The 13,523-nt window shown below is 63.4% G+C and carries 14 protein-coding genes and 2 pseudogenes; 8 read left to right on the top strand and 8 right to left on the bottom strand.

The window, feature by feature from the left end; genetic code table 11:
* Window positions 1-58: 58 nt before the first annotated feature.
* Window positions 59-931, bottom strand: a complete 873-nt coding sequence (locus tag C8K58_RS31445; RefSeq protein ID WP_108574877.1) for an undecaprenyl-diphosphate phosphatase — start codon at window positions 929-931, stop codon at window positions 59-61.
* A gap of 177 nt (window positions 932-1,108) precedes the next feature.
* Between C8K58_RS31445 and C8K58_RS31450 the strand changes: the two genes are divergently transcribed.
* The gene (locus C8K58_RS31450) at window positions 1,109-1,615 is read left to right on the top strand and encodes a GNAT family N-acetyltransferase (protein WP_043293772.1); all 507 of its coding nucleotides are present in this window, start codon (window positions 1,109-1,111) and stop codon (window positions 1,613-1,615) included.
* Here the strand turns inward: C8K58_RS31450 and C8K58_RS31455 are convergent.
* On the bottom strand, window positions 1,593-2,537 hold the full coding sequence (locus tag C8K58_RS31455) for a GlxA family transcriptional regulator (protein WP_027607569.1): 945 nt from the start codon (window positions 2,535-2,537) through the stop codon (window positions 1,593-1,595). The genes C8K58_RS31450 and C8K58_RS31455 overlap by 23 nt on opposite strands.
* A gap of 172 nt (window positions 2,538-2,709) precedes the next feature.
* Here C8K58_RS31455 and C8K58_RS31460 point away from each other — a divergent pair.
* The 3 genes and pseudogenes from C8K58_RS31460 to C8K58_RS31470 all read left to right on the top strand — a co-directional run bounded on the left by C8K58_RS31460 (window position 2,710) and on the right by C8K58_RS31470 (window position 5,214).
* Window positions 2,710-3,337, top strand: a pseudogene (locus tag C8K58_RS31460) (TetR/AcrR family transcriptional regulator).
* On the top strand, window positions 3,334-4,011 hold the full coding sequence (locus C8K58_RS31465) for a type 1 glutamine amidotransferase domain-containing protein (RefSeq protein ID WP_027607567.1): 678 nt from the start codon (window positions 3,334-3,336) through the stop codon (window positions 4,009-4,011). The pseudogene C8K58_RS31460 and the gene C8K58_RS31465 overlap by 4 nt, the downstream one beginning before the upstream one ends.
* Window positions 4,012-4,089: 78 nt before the next feature.
* Complete coding sequence (locus C8K58_RS31470; protein ID WP_027607566.1) at window positions 4,090-5,214, top strand: alkene reductase; 1,125 nt, start codon at window positions 4,090-4,092, stop codon at window positions 5,212-5,214.
* A 260-nt stretch (window positions 5,215-5,474) separates the two neighbouring features.
* On the opposite strand, the gene C8K58_RS31475 is transcribed toward C8K58_RS31470, so the two are convergent.
* On the bottom strand, window positions 5,475-6,473 hold the full coding sequence (locus C8K58_RS31475) for an NAD(P)H-quinone oxidoreductase (RefSeq protein WP_108574878.1): 999 nt from the start codon (window positions 6,471-6,473) through the stop codon (window positions 5,475-5,477).
* Window positions 6,470-7,702 carry a YbfB/YjiJ family MFS transporter gene (locus C8K58_RS31480; protein WP_108574879.1) on the bottom strand — a complete coding sequence of 411 codons (1,233 nt, stop codon included), beginning with the start codon at window positions 7,700-7,702 and terminating at the stop codon, window positions 6,470-6,472. Before C8K58_RS31480 ends, C8K58_RS31475 begins: the two co-directional genes overlap by 4 nt.
* Before the next feature lie 112 nt (window positions 7,703-7,814).
* Here C8K58_RS31480 and C8K58_RS31485 point away from each other — a divergent pair, with 112 nt between their 5' ends.
* Both C8K58_RS31485 and C8K58_RS31490 read left to right on the top strand, forming a co-directional pair.
* Entirely contained in the window at window positions 7,815-8,690 is an 876-nt protein-coding gene (locus tag C8K58_RS31485; protein WP_108574880.1) for a LysR family transcriptional regulator, read from the top strand.
* Between the two features lie 79 nt (window positions 8,691-8,769).
* Window positions 8,770-9,156: a DoxX family protein gene (locus C8K58_RS31490; RefSeq protein WP_092359737.1), complete on the top strand. Its 387-nt coding sequence runs from the start codon at window positions 8,770-8,772 to the stop codon at window positions 9,154-9,156.
* A 46-nt stretch (window positions 9,157-9,202) separates the two neighbouring features.
* Here the strand turns inward: C8K58_RS31490 and C8K58_RS31495 are convergent, their stop codons facing one another.
* The 3 genes from C8K58_RS31495 to C8K58_RS31505 all read right to left on the bottom strand — a co-directional run bounded on the left by C8K58_RS31495 (window position 9,203) and on the right by C8K58_RS31505 (window position 12,395).
* On the bottom strand, window positions 9,203-10,021 hold the full coding sequence (locus C8K58_RS31495) for an alpha/beta fold hydrolase (RefSeq protein WP_027607561.1): 819 nt from the start codon (window positions 10,019-10,021) through the stop codon (window positions 9,203-9,205).
* Window positions 10,022-10,110: 89 nt separating this feature from the next.
* Complete coding sequence (locus tag C8K58_RS31500; protein WP_092359739.1) at window positions 10,111-11,502, bottom strand: alginate export family protein; 1,392 nt, start codon at window positions 11,500-11,502, stop codon at window positions 10,111-10,113.
* A complete protein-coding gene (locus tag C8K58_RS31505; protein ID WP_092359741.1) occupies window positions 11,499-12,395 on the bottom strand; it encodes a VOC family protein in 897 nt (298 codons plus the stop codon). Before C8K58_RS31505 ends, C8K58_RS31500 begins: the two co-directional genes overlap by 4 nt.
* A gap of 213 nt (window positions 12,396-12,608) precedes the next feature.
* Here C8K58_RS31505 and C8K58_RS31510 point away from each other — a divergent pair.
* Window positions 12,609-12,818, top strand: a pseudogene (locus C8K58_RS31510) (NAD(P)-dependent alcohol dehydrogenase); the annotation flags it as partial.
* A gap of 82 nt (window positions 12,819-12,900) precedes the next feature.
* Entirely contained in the window at window positions 12,901-13,026 is a 126-nt protein-coding gene (locus C8K58_RS32920; protein ID WP_305890823.1) for a hypothetical protein, read from the top strand.
* Between the two features lie 181 nt (window positions 13,027-13,207).
* On the opposite strand, the gene C8K58_RS31515 is transcribed toward C8K58_RS32920, so the two are convergent.
* Window positions 13,208-13,507, bottom strand: a complete 300-nt coding sequence (locus C8K58_RS31515; RefSeq protein WP_108574881.1) for a hypothetical protein — start codon at window positions 13,505-13,507, stop codon at window positions 13,208-13,210.
* Window positions 13,508-13,523: the final 16 nt, after the last annotated feature.

Here is a 13,523-nt window from a genome sequence, read left to right on the forward strand (position 1 = left end):
GGAGGGGGCAAGCCCCCTCCCACATGAGATTGATGCCGGGTTGAGACGGGGTGTTATATCAACCCAGCAACCCGGTACTGACCGACACAATCAGGAACACCCCCAGCAGCGCACGATAGATCACAAACGGCCAGGTGGAGAACCGCTCGAGGAACTTCATCAGGCCCCAGATCGCGAAGAACGCCGAGACACTGGCCACCACCAGCCCGAACAACAAATGCGGCCAGGCATGGGCGGGCATATCGGCATGCAGCAGCACCCACAGCTCCTTCAAACCGGCGAGGGCGATGGCGGGCAGGCCCAGCAGGAAGGAAAAGCGCGCGGCTTCTTCGCGTTTGAAGTTGAGGAACAGGGCCGCGGTGAGGGTCGAGCCGGAACGCGATACGCCCGGAATCAACGCGCCGATCTGCGCGACCCCGACAATCAGCGCATCCCGCAGGCGCATCTGGCTGACCTCGCGGGTATGCCGGGCACGCAGCTCGGCCGCCGCCAGCAGCACCGCCATTACCACGCAGGAAATACCGATCACCAGCAGCCCGCGCAGCGGCGAATTGCAGGCGTTCAGGGTCGACGACAAGGCCAGCCCGGCAATCCCGATCGGAATGGTCGCCAACACAATTGCCACCGCGAGCTTGAACCATGGATCGTTGTAGTCGCCCCGGCGCACCGCGCCGATGCTGCCCGTGGTCACTTGGCGCACATCGCGCCAGAAGTAACTGACCACCGCCGCCAGTGCCGCCAGCTGCATGGCCGCCGAAAACGCCGAACCGGGGTCTTGCCAGCCGAGCAGGGCGGGCACTACACGCATATGGGCGGTGGAGGAGACCGGCAACAATTCGGTAATGCCCTGGATCACGCCCAGGATAAAGATCTGCAGGTAATCCAGGGAGGCGAAGCCCACATCCAGGCCGGCGGTACAGACGTTGGTCAAAGTGCGTGTCCTTGAAAAAGTGGCGAACCGGCGGAGTTTATTCGAAATGTTTCAGCGCTTCGGCAGGGCTCGCCGCTATTTGCAATCGGTTCAGCAAGTAGAAAGGTTCGCGGCACTATTGGACTGCGCCGAGGTTTTGTGAACAATGGCGCCCTGCGTTTTTTGACCGAGAGCCCCATGCCTGAAACCACCGTGGAATTGATCCAGACCGGCCCCGAAGAAGCCGAGCTGATCCGCAATCTCTACCAGTACTACGCCTATGAATCGTCGGACTGGGAGCAGGAAGATGTCGAGGCGGACGGCCGTTTCTACATCCATGACCAGCACCTGAACCGCTATTGGCAAGACCCGCACTGGAGCGCCAACCTGTTGCTGGTGGACGGCTATATCGCCGGCTTCCTGCTGATCGAAGGCAGCGAGTTGCCGGGCATCGACGCCCTGGAACTGGCCGACCTGTTTATCCTCAAGCGCTATCGTCGCAAAGGCATCGGCCGCGCCATCGCCACCCAGGTGTTGTGCAGCGGCGAGGCGGATTGGCTGGTGCGGTTTTATGACCAGGACGAAGTGTCCCAGGCGTTCTGGCGTACGGTGCTGGATAACCTGCCGCGCCCGGTGCAGGCCCTTGAGCTGGCGGATGACCCGCAGTTGATGAGTTACCTGGTTACGCGGGCGGTGTTGCATTAAAGGTGTGCTGCATCGCCTGAGGCGGCTGCCCGAACGCCCTTAGAAACGCCTGGCGCATGCGCTCGCGATCACCGAAGCCGGTTTCGCGGGCCACCACTTCCACCGGATGACGGCTGGTTTCCATCATCGCCCGTGCGGCTTCAACCCGCAGGGATTCGATGGCCTTGGCCGGCGTCTGCCCGGTTTCTTCGCGAAATACCCGGCTGAACTGGCGCGGGCTCAGCCTGGCCACCTCGGCCAGGGCGTCCACCGACAGGTCATGGGTGAGGTTTTCGCGGGCGTAGGCCAGGGCCAGTTGCACACGGTCGGACTTGGGGTCCAACTCCAACAGTGCAGACAACTGCGATTGCTCGCTGCCCCGACGCTGGGCGATCACCAGCTTGCGCGCAATGCGCCGGGCGAGGTCGCTGCCCAGGTCGTTCTCCACCATGGCCAGCGCCATGTCCACCCCGGCACTCATGCCGGCGCCGGTCCATACCTGGCCGTCAACGATAAACAGCTTGTCTTCTTCCAGGCGGATATCCGGGTAGCGCTTGCGAAAGGCCGGCGCGTGGATCCAGTGGGTGGTGGTGCGTTTGCCGTCGAGCAAACCGGCCTCGGCCAGCACGAAGATGCCCATGCACAGCGACGCGACACGCCGCGATTGAGCCGAGGCGGCCTTGACCAGTGCCAGCAGGTTGGCCTCCGGCAGGCGAAACTCCAGGTAACCGCTGACGATCAGCGTGTCGTAGCCTTGGGGCCGCAGGGGCGAGGTGTTCACCGAGAAGCCCTGGGACGTCATCACGGCGCCGCCGCTTTCCGACACCAGGTGAAACTCATAGGCGGGCTCTCCACGCAGCAGGTTCGCGCACTCGAACACCGAGCCCAGGCTGAGGCTCAGGGATTGGAAGTTCGGGTAAACCATCAGCGCAACGCTGTGCATCGCATGTCTCCAGGGGCGTGGGAGGGTGGATTGTCGGCGGCTGCCGGGAAAACGGCAACCGACTTCGGGTCATGTCCGGAATCCTTGCGCATATGACATTGTGAGGGGTTGGCGCGGCCTCTAACATTCCCTCAACGAACTAGACGACTGGTCTAATCGGACGGAGTGAAGCATGAGCAGCGAAACTAAAAGTGCACGGCAGACCATTCTCGACACGGCGCAGTTGATTGTTGGCCGTAAAGGATTTTCTGCGGTGGGCTTGAACGAAATACTGCAAGCCGCCCAGGTGCCTAAAGGTTCGTTCTATCACTACTTCAACTCCAAGGATGGCTTCGGTGTCGTGTTGCTCGACACCTACTTCGACAACTACGTGCACGGCATGCAGCAACTGTTCGACCAACCCGGTTTATCCCAGCACGCCAAGTTGATGCGTTATTGGCAGGCCTGGATCGACAATCAGACCGGTTGCACCGATGCGGGCAAGTGCCTTGCCGTCAAACTGGGTGCGGAGGTGTCAGACCTTTCAGAGCCCATGCGCCTGGCGCTGGAACGTGGCACGTCGCGCACCATCGATTTACTTGCCATCGCCATACAGCGTGGCCTTGAGGACGGTTCCCTGAACGTCGACCAAGCCCCTGCAAGCCTGGCCCGGCGCCTGTACGCGCTGTGGCTGGGGACCAGCGTGATGAGCAAGATCACCCGGACATCCGCGCCGTTTGATGAGGCGTTGCTGCTGACCCGACAGCTGTTGGGTTGCCCTGGACACACAGACATTCACTGATCGAGGCACTGGAAAATGAAAGTATTAATGGTACTGACCTCTCACGACCAGCTTGGCGACACCGGCCGCAAGACCGGCTTCTGGCTCGAAGAATTTGCCGCACCCTATTACGTGTTCAAGGACGCGGGCGCCGAACTGGTGCTGGCGTCCCCGGCCGGTGGCCAGCCGCCCCTGGACCCGGTGAGTGACGCGCCCGACGCGCAAACCGAGCAGACCCGCCGCTTTGCCGCCGACCCTGCCGCGCAACAGGCCCTGGCCAGCACGGTCAAGCTGGACACGGTCAACGCTGACGACTTCGACACCGTGTTCTACCCAGGCGGCCACGGCCCGCTGTGGGACCTGGCAGAGTCGCCGGTGTCCATCGCCCTGATCGAGTCCTTCGAGCGTGCCGGCAAGCCCATCGGCTTTGTCTGCCACGCACCGGGCGCCTTGCGTCACGTCAAGGCGGTCAATGGCGAGCCGCTGGTCAAGGGCCGTCGCGTCACCGGCTTCTCCAACTCGGAAGAAGCGGCGGTGGGCCTGACCGAGGTGGTGCCGTTCCTGATTGAAGATGATTTCAAGGCACTGGGCGGCAACTATCAGAAGGGCGCCGACTGGCAATCCTTCGTGCTCGAAGATGGTTTGCTGATCACTGGGCAGAACCCTGCCAGTTCCAGTGACGTGGCCAAGGCGCTGCTCAAACTCACCGCGTAAGTTAATTACCCCTTTCATTCATTGGCGACTTGCAACAGTCGCCAATGCTTTTGCTCGTCTCGAATTTGGAATACCCCAATGACTAACAGCGTTTTAAGTACCCCGGTCAAACTGGGTCATCACACCTTGAACAACCGTATCGTGCTGCCACCGTTGACACGCCAGCGCAGCGCCCAGCCCGGCGATATCGCCACCGACCTGATGGCCGAGTATTACCGCCAGCGCGCTACGGCCGGTTTCATGGTCAGCGAAGGCACGCAGATCGAACCCCGTGGCCAGGGTTACGCCTGGACGCCGGGCATCTACACCCCGGCGCAGATCGACGGCTGGCGCAAGGTCACCGACGCGGTGCATGCCGAAGGCGGGGTGATCTTTGCCCAGTTGTGGCATGTGGGCCGTGTGTCCCATAACGCCTTGCAGCCTGACGGCGCCGCACCGGTGGCACCGTCGGCGATTCAAGCCCGGCAAGCCAAGGCCTTTATCGAGACCGGGCCTGGCGCGGGTGAATTGAAGCAACCGCCGGTGCCTCGCGCCTTGAGCGTGCTCGAGATTGAAGAATTGGTCGGGCACTACGCCCAGGCCGCACGCAATGCCCTGGACGCCGGGTTTGACGGCGTGGAAATTCATTCGGCCAACGGTTACCTGGTCAACCAGTTCATCTCGGCCCATGCCAACCAGCGCGACGATGAGTACGGTGGTTCGCTGCACAATCGCCTGCGTTTTTTGCGCGAGATCGTCGAAGCCGTCAGCAAGGTGGTCGGGCCGGAGCGCCTGGGCGTGCGGTTCTCGCCGTTGTTCAGCGGCACCGACCAGGACCGCGTGTACATCGGCCTGGTGGAAGAAGACCCCCACCACACCTACATCGAAGCGATCAAGGTGCTGGAACAGTCGGGCATCGCCTACGTGTCCATCGCCGAAGCGGACTGGGACAACGCCCCCGTGCTGCCCGACAGCTTCCGTGAAGCCGTGCGCAGCACCTTCAGCGGTCGCATTATCTACGCCGGTCGCTACACCGCTGAACGCGGCGCGAAACTGGTGGACGCCGGGCTGGCGGATTTGATTGCGTTCGGACGGCCGTTCATTGCCAACCCGGACCTGCCGCAACGGCTATTCAAGGGCTGGCCGTTGAACCCGCTGCGGGAAGAGGGGATGTATGGTGGCGGTGAGGTGGGCTACATCGACTACCCCACCTATTCCGAGTAAGAGCGCGGTCAATGTGGGAGGGGGCTTGCCCTGATGCCAGCCATTTAAGAAGGAACACTATTAACTGTGGTGAGCGGGCTTTTTGTGGTGAGCGGGCTTGCCCCGCGCTGGGCTGCGAAGCAGCCCCAAACACAGCCCCGGAGCTGCCTGACACACTGCAGCGCTCTTATTGGGGCTGCTTCGCAGCCCAGCGCGGGGCAAGCCCGCTCACTACAGGTTGTTGCTTGCGCCTTACACATTTGCTTTGTGTTGCCTGCTGGTTACTCCACCCGCAACACAATCTTGCCGATATGGTCCCCACCTTCCATCCGCGCATGGGCCTGGGCGGCGTCGGTGTAGGCGTAGACCTTGTCGATGATCGGCAGGCAACGCCCGGCCTCCAGTACCGGCCAGATGTACTCGCGCAACTGTTCGGCAATCGCGGCTTTTTCAGCCTTGCTGCGCGCACGCAACAGTGAGCCGGTAATCACCGCGCGCTTGCCGAGGATGGTCAGCAGGTCGACGTCGTTGGCCTTGGCGCCGCCGAGGAAACCCAGCATCACCAGGTGCCCGTCCATGGCCAGGGCCTTGAGGTTGTTGTTCAGATACGAGCCGCCCATGATGTCGAGGATCACATCCACACCCTGGTCGTTGGTCTGTTGCGCGATGACCTCGGCAAAATCCTGTTCCCGGTAGTTGATCGGCTCGCCGCCCAGTTGGGCGATGGCTGCGCATTTGTCGGCGCTGCCGGCGGTGGCGAAGGCCTGGATGCCGAATTCGCGGCACAGCATCAGCGCGGTCGTACCGATGCCGCTGGTGCCGCCGTGGATCAGCACGCGCTGGCCGGTGTGCGCATCGCCGAGGCCGAACAGGTTGGCCCACACGGTGAAGAAGGTTTCCGGCACGGCGGCGGCTTGAATCCAGTCCATGCCTTCAGGAATCGGCAGCGCCTGGCTGGCGGGCACCGTGCAGAACTGCGCATAGCCGCCGCCATTGGTCAGGGCGCAGACCTTATCGCCCACGGCGAATTCGCTCACGCCGTCGCCCAGCGCGGCGACTTCGCCCGCCACTTCCAGGCCAGGCAGCGGGTTCATGCCGGGTTTCATCGGGTACTTGCCGGCGCGTTGCAGGGCGTCGGGGCGGTTCACACCGGCCGCATGCACGCGAATCAGGATCTCGCCGGGGCCCGCCACCGGTACATCTGCACGGCGTGGTTGCAGCACCTCGGGGCCACCGGGGGTGGTGATTTCGATCAGGGTCATTTCTTTGGGAAGCCTCATTTCAGATTACCTGCAGCGATGAGCGTATGGGTTGGGACCGCGTCGGACGGCCGGCGGTTCAGCAGGCGCATGCCCGGTTCCAGGGCCAGGGCGACCACTATCGCCCCGGCGGCGATCAGGAACAACAGCGCATGCTGGCCTCCGCTGACGTTGAACAGGGCGGAATAGGCAAACCCCGAGAGCGCCTGGAAAGTCGCAAAGGACACCGTGGCACGGCTCCACGCGACCTGCTGCTGATGATGGTCGGGGAGCAGTTCGTGCACCCGCGCCAGCGCCAACGGCACGATGCCCGGCGGGAAAGAACCGAGGATCACCGCGAGTACCGCCAGGCCAGTCAACGAGCCGGCAAACGGCAACGCACCGACGGCAATCGCCTGCACCACCAGCACCACGCGGATGCTCAAGCGCGCCCCCAGTTTGTCTGCCAGGAACCCGTAGGTGACCGGCCCCACAATCGACCCCAGGCCGTACATCACCCAGATCATCGCGCCGATATGCGCCCCGGCCCCCAGGCCACGGGCCACGTAATCCACCAGGAACACCATCGCCGGTACCAGCCCCGCGGCCATAAAGGCGTATTGGGCGAACAGCAGGTACACGCCGGAAGGCGTTGCTACGGCCGCGCCGGATGGCGGCGCGTCTTCATGGAGCGTGCCCGAAGGCCAGGCGAACCAGCTGGCGGCGGTCAACACCACGGCCAGCAGGCCCAGGCCGAACCAGGTCTGCTGCAAACCCAGGCTCAGCAGCGGCGGCACAAGGGTGCCGGAGCCGGCGATGCCCAGGCCGATGCCGAGGAAGATCGCGCCACTGGCCAGGCCCCGGCGTGCGGCCGGTACATGGGGCAACACGGTCGCCGCCACCAGCACCATGATTGCGCCACCGGCAATCCCCGACAGCAGGCGCCAAGCGAAGAACCACACCACCGACAGCGGGAAGCCGCAGGCGAAGAACGCCAGGGTCACCGCCACCATCATGAGGCGCAGCGCGGTCCTGTTCGAGGTGCGCTGGGCAATGGGCCGCCCGATCAGCGCGCCGATCAGGTAACCCACCAGGTTGGCGGCACCGAGGTACACCACGTCATTGGCGCTGAACCAGTGGGCCTGGATCAGCGACGGAATCAACGGCGTGTACGCAAAGCGTGCCAGGCCGATGCTGACCAGGCTGGCGCACAGGCCGGCGAAGATCGGCAGCCACACGGAGCGGCGGGGTGGGGCGTGAGTGTCGAACATGATGGCGGTCCTGGGTATTTTTCTCTGGTGCCCAGCATATCCAGGTTTCTGGATGCAATAATGCAGCGAATACACGTCGCTGTGATGCAGATATGCAGCATAAGGAGGCCGCATGAATTGGGATGATGCACGGGTGTTCCTGGCGGTTTGCCGCGAGTCGACGTTGCGCGGGGCCGCACGGGTATTGGGGGTCGACCAGGCCACAGTCGGGCGGCGGGTCAACGCCCTGGAAAAGTCCCTGGGTGCCACGCTGTTCCTGCGCACCTCCGAAGGCTACGCCCTGACCGCCGTCGGCGAGGCCGCCCTGCACTCGGTGGAAAAAATGGAACGCTCGGCCCTGGAACTGGAGCGCCAGATCCAGGGCCTGGATGACCGCCTGACCGGCACCGTACGGGTCAGCACCACCGACTCCCTGGCCATCGACTTCCTGATCCCGGCGATTGCGCGCCTGCACATCCAGCACCCGGATGTGCGCGTGCAGCTCGACGCGTCTACCCAGTTCCTGAGCCTGGCCAAACGCGAGACCGACATCGCCGTGCGCAACACCCGCCCGGACAGCCCCGACCTGATCGCCCGGCGTCTCGCGCGCTGGCCGGTGGGGTTGTTTGCGTCCCAGGCCTATATCGATCGCCAGGGTACGCCGGAGCCGGGCAGCCTGTTTGAAGGGCATGATCTTGTGGTCTATCAACCGTACCTGCAAACCCAGAAGGACATGACCCTGGTCTCGGAACCCCTGGGCCGTGGGCGCATCGTCGCCGCCCTGAGTTCCAGCCTGTTGGTGCGCCGCTCCATCGCCGCCGGGATCGGCATCGGCGAAATCCCGATCCTCACCGGTGAGCGCGACGGGTTGGTGCGCCTGTGGCCGGAGCGCACGCGGCCGTTGCCTTACGACGTCTGGCTGGTGACCCACGCCGACCTGCGCCACACCGCACGGGTGCGGGCGGTGATCGATGAAATCGTCGCGGGATTTGCCGGAACGGGGGATTAGTCAGCACAGGCTTGCAAGCGTGCGTACCGCTCTGTGGACACAATCGACGTCGATAACCTGTCAACCCACCGGAGCGCATATGAACGAATCAAGACACCAGGACCTGGGGCTGTTGTTTCTGCGGGGCAGCGGGGCGCTGTTCCTGCTGTGGGTGCATGGCCTGCCCAAGTTGCTCAACTACAGCGAGCAGTTGAAGCAGATCGAAGACCCGTTTCACCTCGGCGCCCATGTCACCTTGCTGCTGGCGATTTTCGCCGAAGTGCTGTGCCCGCTGCTGATCATCGCCGGGGTGCTGGTGCGCCTGGCGTGCCTGCCGATTCTGGCGGTGCTGTTGATTGCGATGGTGGTGGTGCATCCGGAGTGGACGCTGCTGGAAGGGCAATTCGGCTGGCTGCTGTTGATCATGTTCACCACGCTGCTGATCAGCGGGCCAGGGCGCCTGGTGCTGAGCCAGCGTTTCTCCTGAGCAAAAAAAGGCCGGGCGAGCCCGGCCAAAATAAGGAGCGGGTGTTTCAGCGATTGAGGAACGCCAGCAGGTCTTCATTCAAGGCCTGAGCGTGGGTCACGGCAAAACCGTGGGGCGCATCCTTGTACACCTTCAGCTCGGCGCCCTTGATCATCTCGGCCGCCACCTTGCCGGTGGTCTCGAATGGCACGATCTGGTCACCGTCACCGTGGATCACCAGGGTCGGCACGTCGATCCTGGCCATGTCCGGGCGGAAGTCGGTCTCGGAGAAGGCGGTGACGCAATCCACGGTCGACTTGAGGGACGCCAGCATGGCGATTTGCAGGGTCTGGGTCAGCGTACCTTCGGAAACGACCTGGCCCTTGTTGATGCCGAAGAACGGCGTGTTGAAGTCAGCGATGAACTGCGCACGGTCTTTCAGCAACCCGGCCTTGATGCCGTCGAACACTTCGGTCGGCACGCCCTGGGGATAATCGGGCTTCTGGCCGAAGATCGGCGTCACTGCGCCCAGCAGCACCAGGCCGGCCACGCGTGCACTGCCGTGGCGTGCGATGTAGCGGGCGACGTCGCCGCCGCCCATGGAGAAGCCCACCAGGGTCACATCCTTGAGGTCCAGGTGTTCGATCAACTGCGCGATGTCGTCGGCGAAGGTGTCGTAGTCGTTGCCGGTCCACGGCTGGTCCGAGCGGCCAAAGCCACGGCGGTCGAACGCGATGGTGCGAAAGCCACGGCTGCTGAGGTACTCCATCTGGTATTCCCACATGTCGGCATCCAGCGGCCAGCCGTGGCTGAACAGCACGGGCTTACCGCTGCCCCAATCCTTGAAGTAGATCTGGGTACCGTCTTTGGCAACGAATGTGCTCATGGAAAACTCCTTGATTGAGGGACTGAAAAACCAGCCTCACTATTGCCCGAAACCGGGCCGGGGGCTTGTACGGGTGTGCTTGCCTGGGGTCACCAACTGAACTTGAGCTCGACCCCCAGGTAATTGCTGTCATCGCCGCCGGCATCGCGCAAGGTGCGGCCGACCGCGTAGTGCACCGCTTCAACCGCGCCGGTGAGGTTTGGCGTAAACACATAGTCGGTACGCAGCTGACCATAGGCACCGGTCCAGCGTTCACCCTGGCCTGCGGTGCCGGCGACGGGCAGGTTCGGCTGGGTGTACACCGCGTCGCTGGTGGTCTGGCGCCACAGCAGTCCGACGGCGGTCTGCACGCTGAGCTTGTCGATGGGCTTGACGGTGATCGACGGTTTGACGTGAATCAGGTTGCTGTAGCCCGTATAGCCGGCCAGGGAAAAATAGTAGCCGTTGGGGAACAGCGGGTTGAACGTGCCGACGGTGCCGTCCCCGGTCTTGCGGTCGCCCGAGGCAATGTCCAGCTGCAGGCCGATGCGCGGCTTCCACGTCAGGCTCTCGAAGGTGTACCCCGTGCGGCTGCCACCGGCCCAGGCGCGAATATCCTTGCTGCCCACCGAGCCGCTTTGCAGCATGGCTTCGATGTCCCAGTCGAATCCCTGGGCCGCACCGCCCAGGCGTGCGTCGAACAGATGGCGGGTTTCATCGCCGTCCGCGTCGAGGTAATGCGCGGCACTGCGTTCGTACACGCCGTAGTAGGCCGACAGCTCATTCTTGCCGCCCACCAGCCGCTCGACCCGCAGCATGTGGAAGCGCGCGTCACGGTTGGATGTGTCGTCGAAGTGCCGATCGTCCTGATACTGCACCGGCTGGCTGGCGATCCCGATAAAGCGCCAGTTGGGCGTCTCCCAATCGGCCCACAGCGCATCGAAGGATTGCCGCACATTCGGGCCGTCCCGCGATGAGATGAAACGTTGCAAGTCGAAGGCGAAGTCCTGGCGCCCGACACGGGCCTTGAGGGTGCCGCTGCCGAAGGCATTGACGTATTCGGCGAAGGCCAGGCGCAGATCGACGCGGTTCTGATCGGCGCCGCCGACCGTGGTCTTGTCGTAGGCGCGTACGTCTTCCAGTTGGGTGAAGAGCCGCCAGTGTTCGTTCAAGTGCAGGTCGGCGTGCACCTGGAAGCGCTGGATCAGGTAGCGATCACGCTTCACGCCCTTCACCCCAAAACCACTGGCATCGTTCATCTCGAAGCGCTCGCGCAGCGTCGCCCCCAATGACAAATAGGTGAACGGGTTGGCGCTGGACAGCGGGATGTACTTCAAGCTGTCCAGCAGCTGCGTGCGCAACGCCGGATCCTTGAGCACCGACCAGTCCTCCTGCCAGCGGTTGGCCTTGATGGCCGGTCGTGCCGGTTGCTCGTCGGCGTGGGCGCTGCCGACCAGCAGCGGCCACAGCACGGCCAGGCCCCAGCCTGTGCGGCGAATCATTTTGTGGCGTGGAGCTGGTGAATTTCCGCGACGTAGCCGCCGGGGAACTCAACCACGGCGCTGCGACGGCCCTTGCTGTCAAAGGCCGGCACCAACACCCTGGCGCCGGAACCGGTGGCCTTGCCCAGGGTGGCCGTCAGGTCAGGCACTTGGTAACCGGTGGTCTCGTGGCCGAAGGGGTAGGGCAGGTGGCCGTTGGTGACCAGCACCGCCATGCGCCCGAATGGCGACTCGATATCGACGCGACGGTAAGTGCCAGTGGCCTGACCCACATCGACGCCAGGCGCGTGTTTGTCATCGGCCAGGACCTTGCCGTGGGAGAAGCCCAGGAACGCTTTGATAAAGGCGTCAGCGCGATCGGTGGACAGGTACACGCGGTTTTCCGGCACGGTCTGGAACGCCGCGTAGTCCGGGGTCTTGGTGTGCCAGTAGAGCTGCATGTTCACGCCACCCGGCCATTGCACCACGGCGTCTCGGCCAATCGGGTCCGGGAAGTCGCTGACGATAACGGCGGCGCCGTTTTCCCGCGCGGCGTTGAGCGCCGCGTCCATGTCCTTGACCAGGTAGCCGTTGCGTTCCTGGCCGAAGGGGTGCGGGATCGGCGTGGTGAAACCGAACAGCGACACCGTGCCCGCCGGCGTCTGCAGCAGTTGCGAGGTGGTGCTGCTCGGCACCGGCAGCACGTTCACCACCACCTGGGGCGTGCTCTTGCCGCCAAAGGTGGCGAGGAAACTCTGGGCGAAACGGTCCACATCCGCCGGGGCCACATACACGTGGCTGGTGTCGTATTGCGGCGCCACGGCCACGCTCGGGGTTGCCGCGAAGGCATTGCCCATCATTGCGCTCGCCAGCAGCGTCAATGCCACAGATACCTTGATTGCTTTGCTGCCCATGCCCACTCTCCAGCACTTCTACGGGATTGAAAGCCGTGAGGTTAGGGGCAGGGACGCGATGGAAATTGTACAAACGTGCTCGGTTGAACGGTTCAGCGTCTATGCTGGTCCACTGACCTCTACCGTCAGATCACACAGGTGAACGAAATGGCCAAGACCTACAGCTACGCCGCCCAGAACGCCACGGATGCCCTCAAGCCCTTTACCTTCGAGCGCCGCAGCCTGGCCGGTTCGCTGATCGGCGGGATCCAGGAGACCCAGGACATGCTCGACTACTGCGCCAGGCACGGGATTGTCTCGGACGTGGAGATGATCGACATCCAGGGCATCAACGAGGCGTATGAGCGCATGCTCAAGGGCGATGTGAAGTACCGGTTCGTGATCGATATGGACAGCTTGAAAAAGGAAAGCCACGCGGCTTGAAAACTGCTCCGGGAAACACTGGGGGCAATGTAGGAGGGGGGCTTGCCCAAATGCCCGTCAGTTAAGGAGGAACACTGTAACTGTGGTGGTGGTGGTGGTGGTGGTGGTGGTGGTGGTGGTGGTGGTGGTGGTGGTGGTGGTGGTGAGCGGGCTTGCCCCGCGCTGGGCTGCGAAGCAGCCCCAAAACCAGCCTCTACAGAGTGTCTGATACACCGCGTTCTTCTTTCCTGGGGCTGCTTCGCAGCCCAGCGCGGGCGGTGCGACGATTCGACAAGCCCGCTCACCACAACAGCTCTATCTGCCGGGGGGACAGCGTTTAGACAAAGTTGTGTAGATACCTATGCCCCTCCCACATGGGTGCTGTGTTGCTCAAACGGTCATCGAACACCTCAAGGCCGCTGCGGCTTCACCGAGGTGCCGAAGGTGTTGCCCATGCGCACGCTGGTCGCCGCCGGGGTGGCCAGGCCGAGCTTGTTCGGCTGGCGTTTTTCCACGGCAATGCCTTGCGCCTCGCGGTTTTTCTTCGCGGCTTTGGCCGCATTCGTATCGTTACCCATCTGCTGGCTCAGGCAGCCATAGTCGGGCGCCTTGTAGTCATCCACCGAGACGTCGGCGCAGTTGCCGGCGTGGGCGTGCAAGGGCAGGGCCGTGCACAGCAACAGGCTGGCGAGGAGCGGTAAGCGTTTCATCAAGGCCTCCTGGCGG

This window comes from Pseudomonas sp. GV047 (genome assembly GCF_003058245.1).
GTDB classification, from domain to species: Bacteria; Pseudomonadota; Gammaproteobacteria; order Pseudomonadales; family Pseudomonadaceae; genus Aquipseudomonas; species Aquipseudomonas marginalis.

Coding starts and splice junctions, on each gene's coding strand:
- C8K58_RS31450 (WP_043293772.1), top strand. CDS start 1,109: ATGCCTGAAACCACCGTGGAATTGATCCAGACCGGCCCCGAAGAAGCC.
- C8K58_RS31495 (WP_027607561.1), bottom strand. CDS start 10,021: ATGAGCACATTCGTTGCCAAAGACGGTACCCAGATCTACTTCAAGGAT.
- C8K58_RS31490 (WP_092359737.1), top strand. CDS start 8,770: ATGAACGAATCAAGACACCAGGACCTGGGGCTGTTGTTTCTGCGGGGC.
- C8K58_RS31465 (WP_027607567.1), top strand. CDS start 3,334: ATGAAAGTATTAATGGTACTGACCTCTCACGACCAGCTTGGCGACACC.
- C8K58_RS31455 (WP_027607569.1), bottom strand. CDS start 2,537: ATGCACAGCGTTGCGCTGATGGTTTACCCGAACTTCCAATCCCTGAGC.
- C8K58_RS31475 (WP_108574878.1), bottom strand. CDS start 6,473: ATGAGGCTTCCCAAAGAAATGACCCTGATCGAAATCACCACCCCCGGT.
- C8K58_RS31515 (WP_108574881.1), bottom strand. CDS start 13,507: ATGAAACGCTTACCGCTCCTCGCCAGCCTGTTGCTGTGCACGGCCCTG.
- C8K58_RS31480 (WP_108574879.1), bottom strand. CDS start 7,702: ATGTTCGACACTCACGCCCCACCCCGCCGCTCCGTGTGGCTGCCGATC.
- C8K58_RS31485 (WP_108574880.1), top strand. CDS start 7,815: ATGAATTGGGATGATGCACGGGTGTTCCTGGCGGTTTGCCGCGAGTCG.
- C8K58_RS31500 (WP_092359739.1), bottom strand. CDS start 11,502: ATGATTCGCCGCACAGGCTGGGGCCTGGCCGTGCTGTGGCCGCTGCTG.
- C8K58_RS31505 (WP_092359741.1), bottom strand. CDS start 12,395: ATGGGCAGCAAAGCAATCAAGGTATCTGTGGCATTGACGCTGCTGGCG.
- C8K58_RS31470 (WP_027607566.1), top strand. CDS start 4,090: ATGACTAACAGCGTTTTAAGTACCCCGGTCAAACTGGGTCATCACACC.